The 14,149-nt window shown below is 64.4% G+C and carries 9 protein-coding genes; 5 read left to right on the top strand and 4 right to left on the bottom strand.

The window, feature by feature from the left end; genetic code table 11:
* Nucleotides 1-37 precede the first annotated feature (37 nt).
* On the bottom strand, nucleotides 38-3,091 hold the full coding sequence (gene polA, locus AC0QTX_RS09585) for a DNA polymerase I (protein ID WP_474603607.1): 3,054 nt from the start codon (nucleotides 3,089-3,091) through the stop codon (nucleotides 38-40).
* A 1,324-nt stretch (nucleotides 3,092-4,415) separates the two neighbouring features.
* On the opposite strand from polA, the gene AC0QTX_RS09580 reads away from it, so the two are divergent.
* Complete coding sequence (locus tag AC0QTX_RS09580; RefSeq protein WP_474603606.1) at nucleotides 4,416-6,137, top strand: calcium-binding protein; 1,722 nt, start codon at nucleotides 4,416-4,418, stop codon at nucleotides 6,135-6,137.
* A 23-nt stretch (nucleotides 6,138-6,160) separates the two neighbouring features.
* On the opposite strand, the gene AC0QTX_RS09575 is transcribed toward AC0QTX_RS09580, so the two are convergent.
* The gene (locus tag AC0QTX_RS09575) at nucleotides 6,161-7,369 is read right to left on the bottom strand and encodes an ROK family protein (RefSeq protein ID WP_474603605.1); all 1,209 of its coding nucleotides are present in this window, start codon (nucleotides 7,367-7,369) and stop codon (nucleotides 6,161-6,163) included.
* 225 nt (nucleotides 7,370-7,594) lie between these two features.
* Between AC0QTX_RS09575 and xylF the strand changes: the two genes are divergently transcribed.
* The 4 genes from xylF to AC0QTX_RS09555 all read left to right on the top strand — a co-directional run bounded on the left by xylF (nucleotide 7,595) and on the right by AC0QTX_RS09555 (nucleotide 11,742).
* On the top strand, nucleotides 7,595-8,641 hold the full coding sequence (gene xylF, locus AC0QTX_RS09570) for a D-xylose ABC transporter substrate-binding protein (protein WP_474603604.1): 1,047 nt from the start codon (nucleotides 7,595-7,597) through the stop codon (nucleotides 8,639-8,641).
* A 198-nt stretch (nucleotides 8,642-8,839) separates the two neighbouring features.
* Nucleotides 8,840-10,138, top strand: a complete 1,299-nt coding sequence (locus AC0QTX_RS09565; RefSeq protein WP_474603603.1) for a sugar ABC transporter permease — start codon at nucleotides 8,840-8,842, stop codon at nucleotides 10,136-10,138.
* A gap of 13 nt (nucleotides 10,139-10,151) precedes the next feature.
* Entirely contained in the window at nucleotides 10,152-10,931 is a 780-nt protein-coding gene (locus AC0QTX_RS09560) for an ATP-binding cassette domain-containing protein (protein WP_474603602.1), read from the top strand.
* Nucleotides 10,932-10,989: 58 nt separating this feature from the next.
* A complete protein-coding gene (locus AC0QTX_RS09555) occupies nucleotides 10,990-11,742 on the top strand; it encodes an SDR family NAD(P)-dependent oxidoreductase (RefSeq protein WP_474603601.1) in 753 nt (250 codons plus the stop codon).
* Between the two features lie 122 nt (nucleotides 11,743-11,864).
* Here the strand turns inward: AC0QTX_RS09555 and AC0QTX_RS09550 are convergent, their stop codons facing one another.
* A complete protein-coding gene (locus AC0QTX_RS09550; protein WP_474603600.1) occupies nucleotides 11,865-13,190 on the bottom strand; it encodes an AmpG family muropeptide MFS transporter in 1,326 nt (441 codons plus the stop codon).
* A gap of 58 nt (nucleotides 13,191-13,248) precedes the next feature.
* On the bottom strand, nucleotides 13,249-14,073 hold the full coding sequence (locus tag AC0QTX_RS09545; protein WP_474603599.1) for an SIR2 family NAD-dependent protein deacylase: 825 nt from the start codon (nucleotides 14,071-14,073) through the stop codon (nucleotides 13,249-13,251).
* Nucleotides 14,074-14,149 lie beyond the last annotated feature (76 nt).

The raw sequence follows: 14,149 nt of genomic DNA, 5'->3' as shown, positions 1-14,149 counted from the left end.
ACAGCCCTTCTTATGCGGAGCCTACTCGTGATGGACCTCAATGCGCCTCGTCCCAGTTCTGCGCGGCGCGCGCGTCCACCGCGAGGGGCACCTTCAGCGACACGGCCGGGAAGGGGGCCTCCGTCATGACGCGGGAGATCACCGGCAGGCTGGCCTCGACCTCGTCGTCCGGCACCTCGAAGACCAGTTCGTCGTGCACCTGCAGCAGCATTTGCGCGGAGAGGCGCTCGGCTTTGAGCGCGTCCTCCATGCGCACCATGGCGCGGCGGATGATGTCGGCGGCGGTGCCCTGGATCGGCGCGTTGATGGCCTGGCGCTCCACGCCCGCGCGCTCGGACGGGTTGCCGGATCGGATCTGCGGGTAGTGGCAGATCCGCCCGAACAGCGTGGTCACGTAGGACTTCTCGCGCACGAACTTCTTGGTGTCGTCGATATAGGTGCGAATGCCCGGGAAACGCTCGAAATACTGCTTGATGAAGGCGGAGGCCTCCTGGTTGCCGATGCCGAGGCGCACGGCAAGGCCGAAGGCCGAGATGCCGTAGATGATGCCGAAGTTGATGGTTTTCGCCTGGCGGCGCAGATCGCCGGTCATCTGGTCGAGGGGCACGCCGAACATGGCGGACGCGGTCGCCGCGTGAATGTCGACGCCGTTGGCGAACGCTTCCTGCAGCTGCGGAATGTCGGCGATGTGGGCCAGCAGGCGCAGCTCGATCTGGCTGTAATCCGCCGAGATGATCTTGTGGCCTTCCTGCGCCACGAAGGCCTTGCGGATCTTGCGGCCGGCTTCCGTGCGGATCGGGATGTTCTGCAGGTTGGGATCGGACGAGGACAGGCGCCCCGTTGTGGTGGAGGCCAGCGAGAACGAGGTGTGCACCCGCTTGGTCTCAGGGTTCATGTGCTCCTGGAGCGTGTCGGTATAGGTGGATTTCAGCTTCGAGAGCTGGCGCCATTCGAGAATCTTGGCGGGCAGCTCGTGGCCGGCCTGCGCCAGTTCGTCGAGGAGCGTCGCGGGCGTCGCCCATTGGCCCGACGGGGTTTTCTTCGCGCCGGGCAGACCCATCCGGCCGAACAGGATGTCGCCGATCTGCTTTGGGGAGCCGAGCGAAAACTTCTCGCCCGCCATCTCGTGGATCTCGTCTTCGAGACGCGCGAGGGATTGCGAGAAATCGCCCGAGAGGCGGCTCAGGATCTGCCGGTCGACGAGAATGCCGCGCATCTCCATGCGCGCCAGCGTGTCCACCATCGGGCGCTCCAGCGTCTCGTAGACGGTGGCGCGCCGCTCGGCGGCGAGGCGGGGCTTGAGCACATGCCAGAGCCGCAGGGTGACGTCCGCATCCTCCGCCGCGTAGGCTGTGGCCTTGCCGATCTCCACCTTGTCGAAGGTCACCTTGTTCCGGCCCGTGCCGGCCACATCCGAGAAGCTGATCGGCGAGTGGCCCAGATGCCGGCGCGAGAGCTCGTCCATGCCGTGCGAGCCCTTGCCCGCATCGAGCACATAGGAAATCAGCATCGTGTCGTCATAAGGGTGCACCTCGATGCCGTGGCGCTTGAACACGATCCAGTCGTATTTCATGTTCTGGCCGATCTTGAGAACGGAGGCGTCCTCCAGCATCGGGCGGATCACGTCGAGCGCGTCGGTGACGGGAATCTGCCCCTTCACGAGGCCGCCGCCGAAGAGATCGGATTCGTCCCGGTGCTGCAGCGGCACGTAGCAGGCCTTGCCCGGCTCCAGCGCCAGCGAGAAGCCGACGAGATCGGCGCGGTTGGCATCGAGATCGCTCGTCTCCGTATCGACCGCCACATGACCCTGCTCGCGGGCGAGCACCACCCATTCCTGCAGGCGTTCAAGGCTGGTGACGGTCTCGTAAGCCGTCACGTCGATGGGCACGGAGGAGGCTTCCGTCGCGCGCTTTCCGGCGAGCTGCGACGGGGTGCCGAGGCCCTCGACGGGCTTGCGGAGGGTTGCGGTCTCGGGCAGGTCGAGGCCTGCGAAGGGATCGACCTCCCCCGAGGCCGGGTCGGCCTTCTCGAAGAACGGCACGGCGTCGTCGGTGGGCGCCGTCACGCCGGTGCCGTTGCCGGTCCAGCGGATCGCTTCGCCGCCCGGCATGAGGCGCGGGTCGGGCGGGATCGCCGAGGGGTCGGCCTCGTAGAGCTCCGCCACGCGCCGCGTGATCGTGTTGAACTCCATGGCCTTGAGGAAGCCCACCAGCGTCTTCGGATCGGGATCCGGCACGCGTAGATCATCGAGCGGCACCGGAACGGGCGCCTCGCAGTCGAGCGTCACGAGCTTCTTGGACAGGCGCGCGATCTCCGCATTGGCGATCAGGCTCTCGCGGCGCTTGGGCTGCTTGATCTCGGGCGCGCGCTCCAGGAGCGTTTCGAGATCGCCGTATTCCTTGATGAGCTGCGCCGCGGTCTTGAGCCCGATGCCAGGCACGCCCGGCACGTTGTCCGAGGTGTCGCCCATGAGCGCCAGCACGTCGCCGATCTTTTCCGGCGGAATGCCCTCCCACTTCTCGGTGACGGCGGCTTCATCAAGGTTGCGCTCGGGCCGGTAGCCCGGCTTGCCCTTGGAGCCCGACTCGAAATCGTAGAAGCAGACTTTGGGCCCCACGAGCTGCATCAGGTCCTTGTCGGAGGAAATGATGAGCACGTCCGCACCGCGTTCTTTCGCCTGCTGGGTATAGGTGGCGATGAGATCGTCCGCCTCGTAGCGCTGCAGCTCCACGGGCTCGAGCCCGAAGGCACGGATCGCCTCGCGCATGATCGGCATCTGGACTTTGAGGTCGTCGGGCGCGTCCGGCCGGTGGCCCTTGTAATCCTCGTAGAGCTCCTTGCGGAACGAACCCTCGGACTTGTCGAGCACGATGGCCAGATGCGTGGGCTTCAACCCCGCCGCCCCATCGCGCATGAACTGCAGGAGCTTCGACACGAAGAGCCGCACGGCCCCCGTGGGCATCCCGTCCGAGGAGCGGGAATTGTACTTCTGGTCCTGGTTCATGGACTGGAAGTAGGCCCGGAAGATGAAGGACGAGCCGTCGACGAGAAACACGTGATCGCCGGCTTGGACAGGACGGGAGGAGGGCATCGGGTCTCGGGGGCTTTTGGAACTGCTTCACGGCAAGAAATAGCGGCTCCCGGGGCGGATGGCTATGGGGCGATCGAGCTGGCGAGGCTGTCTGCCCGGCTCCCCTCCTTCCGCCTAAGGTCAGGAGAAGGTGCGGCTCTAAGGCCGCACCCCAGGATGCCGTGCGGGCAGAGCAGAACGCCTCGGCCGGGAGGCGCCAGTTCCGGTAAACCACTGATGCTGAAGGAAGGTGGCTCTCCTAGAGGAGCATCGCCGACCGGCAAGATGATGCACGTCATTCTGTGCGGCAGCGCACCTTAGGAAGTCTTTAAAATTATATAATATTGCAAGCAACTCCCAGCCTGTTCTATTCAGGGCATTAAGTCAGTTATTCTATATCAGTGCTTGGGTGTGATCGCTGACAACGTGAGGGACGGCTATGGCTATCGATTTATGGGGAACGCACGGCATTGCGTTTAGGCGAGACCAAGGTGACTCGGATCAGAGTTCAGTAATGGCTCTGCCAAACGGCTCCTATGTGGTTGTTTGGCGTGATGTACATGAAAGCAAGATCAAATTTCAAATTGTTGATGCTGCTGGGGTTACATCTGGTCCTATTCAGACGATCACGAGCACGACGGGTGCGCCCACAAACTTCGATATTGTGGTTTTCACTCATTCCTTTTCCATTATCTGGAGTGGAGCGTCCACTGCCATCCAAAGCCAGAGCTTCAATATTGATGGAGCACCCTGGGCCGATCAGGACGGCATTCCTTTTCCTCCGAGGGTCATTGCGGCACCTGAGGACGGCCACAATAAAGACTTCCCTGCAACTGCAGGCTCAAGTGAGCCTGCCCAGGTCTGGGTCGATACGTCGTCAGGAGCGGACACTATCAAGTTCCGGGGCGACCTCGGCAATCCTCAACTGATCAATGTGATCACGAGCAACGATGTCAATACACCTGATATAGCTCAACTCACCGACGGCCGTTATGTCGTGACCTGGGTTGAAGGTAATGGTGGAGCCATCAGGGCCGCCCTGATCTCCAAAAGGCAAGATGGCGTTTTCGAAGCCGATCTGATTGGGGACTCTCCGACCAACCCTCGCGGGTTCAGCCCTGGCAATGGCTATACACCCTCAGTGACGGCAACCAGCGACGGTGGCTTCGTCATTGTAGCCCGAAGCTCAGATGAGCTGACAAAGGATGAGGTATGGGTCAGAAAATTCAATAAGGATGGAAACCCTACTCCAGGTAATTTCGGGATCAACGACGATGGCGGTACAACCAATCCTCCTCAAATCGTTGCGCTTACGAAAGGTGGATATGAGGGCGGCTTCGCAGTCGTGTTCGAACGAGGTAGCCAGATCTTCATCCAGATGGTTGATCAGAATGGTCAGCGGGGTGCAGAGCAGCCCATTCCGGTCCATCCTAAAGTTGGGATTCTTAGAGGCACCATTTCGTCCGTGACGGAACTCGCCGATGGGCGGCTCTCGATTGCTTGGGACAACCCGAGTGACGGCGCTACTGCAATCTACTATCAGATCATCGATGGACGGAAGGAGGAAGTCACCGTCAACGGCACAAACGGCGCCGACTACTACATCGGCACCCACTACGCCCACGACATTCTCGATGGCTCCGGTGGCGATGACCGTCTCGAAGGCGGTGCCGGCTTCGATGAGATCAGAGGCGGGGAGGGGAACGATACGGCGGAGTTCCGCTTTGCCAAGGAGGAGGGCGTAACCGCGAGCCTGACCCCCAGCGACGGCATTTACGGCAGTTCTGGCGACGCTGCCGGCGACAGATATATCAGCATCGAGAACTTCTATGGCTCCCGGTTCGACGATACGCTCGTGGGCGAAGCAGGCGTCAACCGCCTGACAGGCTGGACCGGCAACGACGTGCTCGATGGCAGAGCCGGCGCCGATGTTCTCGACGGCGGCGCCGGCAGCGATACCCTGATTGGCGGGATCGGAGCCGACATTCTCGATGGCGGGAGCGAGGCCGACACGGTCGATTACTCCGGCGCCACAGGGGCCGTGACAGTCAACCTCGCCATCGGCCGGGGTTCCGGCAATGACGCCGAGGGCGATACCTACAGCGGAATCGAGAACGCTATCGGTTCCCGGTTCGGTGACACCTTCTTCGGCAACGCCGCCGCAAACGCGTTCAGGGGCGGCGTCGGCGATGATGTGTACCATGTCAGCACCGGAGATGTGGTCGTTGAGAGCGTCACTGAAGGCAACGACAAGGTCGTTACGGATGTCAATTTCACCCTCGGCGCCAACGTGGAGATCCTCGAAGGCACCGGCGCCGGCGCGCTGGTGCTTACCGGCAACGAGTTGAACAACACGATCACGGGCAATGCCGCCGGCAACTGGATCGACGGCGGCGTCGGGGCCGACACCATGGCGGGCGGCGCGGGCGACGATACCTATGTCATCGACAATATCGGCGACAGGATCGTCGACGGCCAGGGAAACGACTCGGTGGTGCTCACCATCGACTACGACTTTGCGCTCCTGCCGTCCTCGGTGAGGAACATCACCGCAGCCGAGGGCCTGGTGCTGAACCTGACCGGGACGAACGGCGCCAACGTGCTCATGGGCAACGCGGCCGCGAACACCCTGAAAGGAATGGGCGGCAACGACACGATCTATGGCAAGGCGGCCAACGACAAGCTCTATGGCGGCACGGGGCGGGACACCTTCGTGTTCGACACCGCGATGCACAAGACCCGCAACGTGGACAAGATCTACGACTACAAGTCGCGGGACGACAGCATCTGGCTCGACAACAAGGTCTTCACCAAACTGGGCTCCGGCACGGCCTCCCGGCCGAAGAAGTTCAAGTCGGATATGTTCACCGAAGGCAAGAAGGCGCAGGACCGCGAAGACCGGATCGTCTACGACAAGAAGACTGGGGCGCTCTACTACGACAAGGACGGCACCGGCTCTGCCGCCCAGGTGAAGATCGCCACCCTCACCAACAAGACCGCCCTCAAGTTCGACGACTTCTACGTGATCCGAGCGACAACGAAGGATCAGAAAAGGGCCGCCCGGTGATGAGCCAGGCAGCCTCTTCCGTTTCACGCTGCCTTCAGTCGCGCCAGATCGAGGTCGAGTTCGCGCAGGGCCTGCATCACAACGCCCTCCGTCAGGAGGTCCATGGAGGATTCCACCACGTGGATCGTGGCGAGCGCGCGCAGCTCCGGAATGGTCTGGGATTCGAGCGCCGCCTCGAAGGAGGGGCGCAGGAGGTCCATGGCCCGGGTGCCGGGGCCGCAGATGACGATGTGGTCGGGCTCGAGCGTCTGGATCAGGATGCCGACCGCATCGCCCAACACCTCGCCGGCCGCGTGAAACAGGTTGAGCAGGGCGGGGTCGCCTGCGCGGGCCTGGTCCACGATGGCCCCCATGGCCTCTTCGCCCGGCAGCAGCAGGGTCGGGGCAGGGCGGTGGTCGATGAGCTGCGCATCCCGGTGCAGGGCATAGTCGGCGAGATAGGCCTCGATGCAGCCGCGCCCGCCGCAGCGGCATTGCGGCCCGCTCCGGCGCAATCGCACATGACCGAACTCGGAGCCGCCGAAGCGCGCGCCGCGATAGAGCTCGCCCTGGATGAGAAAGCCGAGGCCCACGCCGTCGCCCACCATCAGGCAGGCGGTGCGGCCGGAGCGCAGGTCGGCGCTGCGCTGCGCGATCGCGAAGGCCATTGCGCTGGCGTCGTTCTCCATGAGCACGGGCTTGCCGAGGCGCTGGCCCAATCCTGAGGCGAGGGGCAGGTCGCGGGTGCCCAGCACCGGGCTCCAGGCGACGATCCCGTCGCGGGTGTCCACATAGCCCTGGCAGGCGAGGCCCACGGCCTTCACGTTACGGGCGCCGCTCTCCTCCGCGAAGGCCGCGATGGTGTGGGCCAGCACGTCCATCAGCTGCTCGGCCTCAAGATTGCGCAGGGGGCGCTCCACGTGGCGGCTCGCCCTGGTGCGTCCGGCGCTGTCCACGAGCCGCAGCTCGATGCGGTTGAACCCGGTCCAGACGCCCACCACGGAGCCCAGGGTCTCGGCGAAGTAGAGGCGGGTCTTCGGCCGTCCCCGGAGCAGCCCAGGGCTCTGGTCCGGGCTGTCCTCCGCCACCAGCACCCCCTCGTCGAGAAGGCCTGCGGCGAGTTCGGAAACACTGGCCGGGCTCATGCCGAGGTGCTGACCGATCTCTACCCGCGCCATGGGTCCTTCCCGGCGCAGGGCATCGAGCAGGCGCCGGCGGGCAGTTTCGCGGGGGGAGAGAGGCAGCGGGATCATGAGAGCACTTTATTCACAGCTTGAATAAATCAAAACTGAGAGATGATGGTATCCGACCAAAATATTAGACGTCAGGCGCTTGAAGGAGACATGGCCTCGTATAATTATTTCCGCGCTCGAACAATAACGCATGGCATGTTGAGCCACGTCCGTCGGTCCTGAGGGCCCGACAGCTGCCATGAGCGCGGCGCTTTCCAAAGGTGGCGCCGCCCAGGAGGAAAACCGATGCTTTCGAAGAAACACGCTCTCATCTCGCTTGCCGCTCTGGCCCTGTCCGCCGGCGCCGCCTTCGCTCAGGGTAAGGGCCCGGTGGTCGGCGTCAGCTGGTCGAACTTCCAGGAAGAGCGCTGGAAGACCGACGAAGCCGCCATCAAGGCCGCGGTCGAGAAGGCCGGCGGCACCTACGTGTCGGCGGATGCCCAGTCGTCGCCCGCCAAGCAGCTCACCGACATCGAGAGCCTCATCTCGCGCGGCGCCAAGGCGCTAATCGTGCTGGCGCAGGATGCGGACGCGGTCCGCCCTGCCGTCGAGAAGGCCGTGGCCGAAGGCATCGCGGTCGTGGGCTATGACCGCCTCATCGAGATCCCGCAGGCCTTCTATCTCACCTTCGACAACGTCGAGGTCGGCCGTCTTCAGGCCCGCGAGGTGTTCAAGCTGAAGCCTGAAGGCAACTACGCCTTCATCAAGGGCTCGGGCTCGGATCCGAACGCCAACTTCCTGTTCCAGGGCTCGATGGAAGTGCTGAAGGCCGCCATCGATTCCGGCAAGATCAAGAACGTGGGCGAGGCCTACACGGACGGCTGGCTCCCCGCCAACGCGCAGCGGAACATGGAGCAGTTCCTGACCAAGAACAACAACAAGATCGATGCGGTGATCGCCGCCAACGACGGCACCGCCGGCGGCGCCATCGCGGCTCTTGCCGCGCAGGGCCTTGCAGGCTCCGTGCCCGTGTCGGGCCAGGATGCAGACAAGGCGGCGCTCAACCGCGTGGCGCTCGGCACGCAGACCGTGACGGTGTTCAAGGATGCCCGCGAACTCGGCCGCAACGCGGCGGAGATCGCTCTGCAGTTGGCCGGCGGCAAGAAGCTCACCGAGATCCAGGGTGCGAAGTCCTGGAACCTCGGTCCGAAGAAGCAGAACATGACGGCTCTCTTTCTCACGCCGGTTGCGGTCACGAAGGATAACCTCGACGTCGTGATCAGCGCCGGCTGGGCCTCGAAGGACGTGGTCTGCCAGGGCGTGAAGGCCGGCACGGTGAAGGCCTGCAACTAACTCCAGCATGTCATTCCGGGGCGCGCTACCGGCGCGAGCCCGGAATCCATAAGCATAACATTTCAAGAGGGGCGGTGAGCATGCCGCCTCTTTCTGAACCGTTAGCTATCATGGATTCCCACGCCACCGGCGCGGCCCTTCGGGTCCGGTTCCGCCGCGCAGCCCCGGAATGACGCTTTTGCACGACGAGCCATTCCCATGACCGCACCCATTGCCACTGCCGCCCCGCCGCCTTCCGCCGCGTCCGGCTCGTTCCTGTCGAAGCTCGAGATCGATGCCCGCATGCTCGGCATGCTGGCGGCGCTCGCCGCGATCTGGATCGGGTTCGATCTTCTCTCGGGCGGCGTCTTCCTCACCCCGCGCAACCTCTGGAACCTGTCGGTGCAGACCGCCTCCGTGGCGATCATGGCCACCGGCATGGTGCTCGTGATCGTCACGCGCAACATCGATCTGTCGGTGGGCGCGATCCTCGGCGTGACCGGCATGATCATCGGCGTCGCGCAGGTGCAGTGGCTGCCGGCCTATCTCGGGCTCGAGCATTGGCTCACGGCCCCGATCGCCGTGGTGCTGGCTATGGTCGTCGGCGGATCGATCGGGCTCTTCCAGGGCTGGGTCATCGCCTATCTGGGCATCCCATCCTTCATCGTCACGCTGGGCGGACTGCTGGTGTGGCGCGGCGCGGCCTGGTGGGTCACCACCGGCCAGACCATCGCGCCCATGGACACGCGCTTCAAGGCCTTCGGCGGCGGCGTGGAAGGGGCGCTCGGCGCCACCACCACCTGGGTCATCGCGGCCGTCGCCTGCGGGTTGATCATCATTGCCCTCGGCTTCTCGCGCCGCCGCCGCCTGCGCTTCGGCTTTCCCGTGCGTCCGGGCTGGGCCGATGCGGTGATCGCGGCGCTCGCCTGCAGCCTCGTTCTCGCGGCGGCTGCCATCGCCAATGCCTATCCCCTGCCTGCCGGCACTGCGCGCCGCTGGGCGGAGGCCAACGGTCTCACCTGGCCCGAGGGCGGGTTGTTCATCCCGCATGGGGTCGCGCTGCCGGTGCTGATCGCCGTCATGGTCGGGTTGGTGATGACCTTCATCGCCACGCGCCGGCGCTTCGGCCGCTACGTGTTCGCCATCGGCGGCAACCCGGAGGCGGCGGAGCTGTCGGGCATCAACACCCGCTGGACGCTCATGAAGGTGTTCGGCCTCATGGGCCTGCTCTGCGGCATCTCCGCCTGCATCTCGACCGCGCGCCTCAATGCGGCGACGAATGCGGCCGGCAGCCTCGACGAGCTCTACGTGATCGCCTCTGCGGTCATCGGCGGCACGTCGCTGGCGGGCGGCGTCGGCACCATCGCGGGCGCGATGCTGGGCGCCCTCGTCATGCAGTCGCTGCAATCGGGCATGGTGCTGCTCGGGGTCGACACGCCCCTGCAGAACATCGTGGTCGGCGCGGTGCTCGTGCTGGCGGTGTGGGTCGACAGCCTCTACCGCCGCCGCATCAAGTAAGGATAAGCGCATCATGCAACCGAACGGAACGACGCCTCTCGTCGAAATGCGCAACATCTCCATCGCCTTCGGCGGCATCAAGGCCGTGGACGACGTGTCGGTCGATCTGCGCCCCGGCGAAGTGGTGGGCCTGCTCGGCCACAACGGCGCCGGCAAGTCGACGCTGATCAAAATCTTGTCCGGCGCCTACAAGCCCGATGCGGGCGAGATCTACGTGAACGGCGAGCATGCGGACATTGCGACGCCGCGGGACGCCAAGCGCTACGGCATCGAAACGATCTACCAGACCCTGGCGCTTGCCGACAACATCGACGCGGCCGGCAACATCTTCCTCGGACGCGAGGTGCTCACCCCCTACGGCACCCTCGACGATGCGACGATGGAGGCCGAGACCCGCAAGGTGATGGCGCGCCTCAACCCGCATTTCCGCCGCTTCAAGGAGCCCGTGAAGGCGCTCTCCGGCGGTCAGCGGCAATCGGTGGCGATCGCACGCGCCATCTACTTCAACGCCCGCGTGCTCATCATGGACGAGCCCACGGCGGCGCTCGGCCCCGCCGAGACGCAGCAGGTAGCCGATCTCGTGCTGCAGCTGAAGAAGGAGGGCATCGGCATCTTCCTCATCAGCCACGACATCCACGACGTGTTCGGTCTCGCCGACCGGGTGAGCGTGATGAAGAACGGCAAGCTCGTCGGTTCCGCCAATGTGCAGGACGTGACGCAGGACGAGGTGCTCGGCATGATCATCCTGGGAAAATGCCCGCCGGGCGCAACGCCGGGGCCGGGCGCGAGTTGACCGGCTGCGAGCCGGCGCGTCCCTTATAGCGCCTTATTGACATCAAAAAGAGAGTTCCATGACCCAGACCCTTTACGGCTCCCTGAAAGGCAAGTCCGTTCTCATCACCGGCGGCGCCAGCGGCATCGGCGAGAGCATCGCGCGTTCGTTCCATGCGCAGGGCAGCAAGGTCGCCATCCTCGACTACAACGCCGAGGCGGGCCAGGCGCTGGCGCAGGAGCTCGGCGAGGGCGTACATTTCGAGCACAGCGACGTGCGCGACATTCCCGCCTTTCAGGCGGCGATCCGGCGCGCGGGCGAGGCAATCGGCCCTATCACCATTCTCGTCAACAATGCGGCGCGAGACGATCGCCACACCATCGATCAGGTGACGCCGGAATACTGGCGCGAGCGCTTCGCCACCAATCTCGACCACCAGTTCTTCGCGGCCCAGGCCGTGCTGCCGGACATGGAGAAAGCAGGCGGCGGCTCGATCATCAACATGGGCTCCACGAGCTACATGGTGAGCGACGATTCGTTTGCGGCCTACAAGACCGCCAAATCCGCCGTGGTGGGCCTCACCCGCGCGCTGGCGCGGGAGCTCGGGGACAGGAACATCCGCGTCAACTGCGTGGTGCCGGGCTGGATCATGACCCAGCGCCAGATCGACCTGTGGCTCACACCGGAGGGCGAGGCGGAACTGCTCAAGCGCCAATGCGTGAAGCGCAAGCTCGTGCCGCAGGACATTGCCAACTTCACGCTGTTCTTAGGGTCTGACGATTCCAGCGCCATGTCGGCCCAGACCTATCTCGTGGATGGCGGCTGGGTTTAATCACAGCTTGATGATGCGTCATCCCGGACGCCGGAGGGGATCCGGGATCGCCATCCGTGCCTAGCGCTTCCTTCGTCCAACGATACCGGGTTCTGCTGTCCAGCCCGGGATGACACTAGACGTCAGGCTCTCGATCCCACGCCAACGGCTGGCGCTGCCTCCTCAATCATCTCATCCCTCTCGGCCACCGTCTTCATCGTATCCCGCCTCACCACGAAGCACAGGATCACCAGCGGGATTCCGATGCTGGCCGTGGCGGTGAAGAGGAGCGGATAGCCGTAGGCGTCCACCACCGCCCCGGACGCGCCGCCGATGAGCTTGCCCGGCAGGGCGTAGAGCGAGCTCAGGAGCGCGTATTGCGTGGCGGCAAAGCCCGGCGAGGTCAGGCCCGACATGTAGGCGATGAGCGCGGAGCCGGCGAAGCCCGAGGCGAAGTTGTCGATGCTGATCGAGAGGATGAACAGGAGCTTGTCGGCCCCCTCGAAGGCAAGCCAGGCGAACATCAGGTTCGACGAGGCGGCGATCACGGCACCGATCAGCAGCGTCCACCACAGGCCGAGCCTCGTCAGCGCCAGGCCGCCCGCGAAGGCGCCGGCGATGCCGACCCAGATGCCGTAGAGCTTCGACACGTCGGCAATGTCGGTCTTGGAGAAGCCGAGGTCGATGTAGAGCGGGTTCGCCATGACGCCGGCGACGAAATCCGGCAGGCGGAAGCAGGCGATGAGGGCGAGAATCGGGATGAGGATCAGCCCCTTGCGCCGGAACAGATCCGCCAGCGGCTCGGTGATCGCCGCGCTGAACGGAAGGCGCTCACGCACCGCGCTCTCGTTGCCGCGCGGGGCCAGGAGCGTGCCCATGAGGCCCACGCCCATGAGAACGGCCATGGCAAGATAAGCGCTGCGCCAGTTCACGAACTCGGCGATGTAGAGCGCGCCCGCGCCTGCGCAGATGAGCGCAAGCCGGTAGCCGAGCTGATAGGAGGCGGCCATCATGCCCTGGCGCTCGGTGGAGGCCACGTCGATGCGCCAGCCATCGACCACCACGTCCTGCGTGGCCGACGCAAAGGCGACCAGGAGCGCCGACGCGATGGTGAGGGTAAGGCTCGTCTGCGGACTGCTGGATGCGATGCCCACAAGCCCCAGGGCGACGACGATCTGCGACAGGGCCATCCAGCCGCGCCGGCGTCCGAGCAGGGCCGACAGCCCCGGCACGTCGTAGCGGTCGACGATGGGAGCCCAGAGGAACTTGAAGGAATAGGCCAGAGCCACCCAGCTCAGCATCCCGATCTCGGTGCGGGAGATGCCGGCCTCCCGCAGCCAGGCCGACAGGGTGCTGAAGACCAGCAGGAAGGGCAGGCCCGAGGAAAACCCCAAGGGCAGCATGAGCGCGATGCGCCCGTCGGTCAGGACATCGCGGAGCGATAGACGGCGTTTTTCTGCGGCAGCCATGAAATCATCTTGCAACCATGAGGGCCGGCACATTGGCACAAGGCAGTGCCGGTGCCAATCAGACGCCGGCCTCGTCCTTCTCGACGGCCTTGCTGAGCTTGGTGAGGAACTTCTCGAGCGCCTTCTCCGGCGGGCATTCCTTCTCCATGAGCACCTGCAGGCCCCATTGCTCCAGAACGGCCTGCTCGACGGGGTTGGCGCGCAGCATGAACACGTAGGATTGCGGCCGGTCGCGCTCGTAGCCAGACCCGGCCCAGGTCTTCCAGAGCCGGTGCATCAGGAAGCGGATATTGAGATCCGTCATGCTGTAGCCGATGAACAGGATGGTCTTGCCCAGCGAATCGGAGCGGAACTTGATGTCCAGGGGCGATTCGAAGGACAGGCGCTCCAGATAATCCGTCTCGGCGATCACGATGGAGCCGTCGTCGTCGAAGTCGCCGTGGTACTTCACGATCTGCGGCAGGCCCTCACGGACGCGGGCAATGTCCTTGGCGTTGACGATCTTCACGTAGTCCTTGCCGTGCAGGTCATAGGCGGTTTCCAGATTCCGGTCGAAGTTCGTGGTGTAGACGATCGGGAAGTCCAGCTTGCAGATCAGTTCGTGGACCCGCGACTTCTTCAGGGTCTCCTCGGGAATGGTCCAGTTCCGGTCCATCCAGCTGCGCAGGGGCCCGATGCTGCCCTGCTTGAGCCGGTAATATTCCGCCAGCGTCAGATAGTTGAGGTCCATCTCCTTGAAGTCCGACAGGTCGATCTTCAGCTCGTCGGCGATGTGCTCGATCAGGGTGCTCCAGGAGGGCAGACCGACGGTCATGGAGACGCCGGCACCGGCGAACAGGATCGCCTGCTTTGTCCTGATGGCGGAAACCAGATCCTCGAGCACGCTACTCTCCGTGGCGGTGTCTTGCCTTAACGCATGAGACTGCTCTTAAGCTTCATCACGGGATAAGGGATAACTT

It is taken from the genome of Microvirga sp. jy35 (assembly GCF_056148915.1).
The sequence above is the reverse complement of the archived record's forward strand: the minus strand, read 5'-3'. Positions and strand labels throughout refer to the sequence as shown.

What these genes read in the sequence shown, in the direction of transcription:
- polA (WP_474603607.1), bottom strand. Translation starts at nt 3,091, where the DNA reads ATGCCCTCCTCCCGTCCTGTCCAAGCCGGCGATCACGTGTTTCTCGTC.
- AC0QTX_RS09575 (WP_474603605.1), bottom strand. Translation starts at nt 7,369, where the DNA reads ATGATCCCGCTGCCTCTCTCCCCCCGCGAAACTGCCCGCCGGCGCCTG.
- xylF (WP_474603604.1), top strand. Translation starts at nt 7,595, where the DNA reads ATGCTTTCGAAGAAACACGCTCTCATCTCGCTTGCCGCTCTGGCCCTG.
- AC0QTX_RS09565 (WP_474603603.1), top strand. Translation starts at nt 8,840, where the DNA reads ATGACCGCACCCATTGCCACTGCCGCCCCGCCGCCTTCCGCCGCGTCC.
- AC0QTX_RS09560 (WP_474603602.1), top strand. Translation starts at nt 10,152, where the DNA reads ATGCAACCGAACGGAACGACGCCTCTCGTCGAAATGCGCAACATCTCC.
- AC0QTX_RS09555 (WP_474603601.1), top strand. Translation starts at nt 10,990, where the DNA reads ATGACCCAGACCCTTTACGGCTCCCTGAAAGGCAAGTCCGTTCTCATC.
- AC0QTX_RS09550 (WP_474603600.1), bottom strand. Translation starts at nt 13,190, where the DNA reads ATGGCTGCCGCAGAAAAACGCCGTCTATCGCTCCGCGATGTCCTGACC.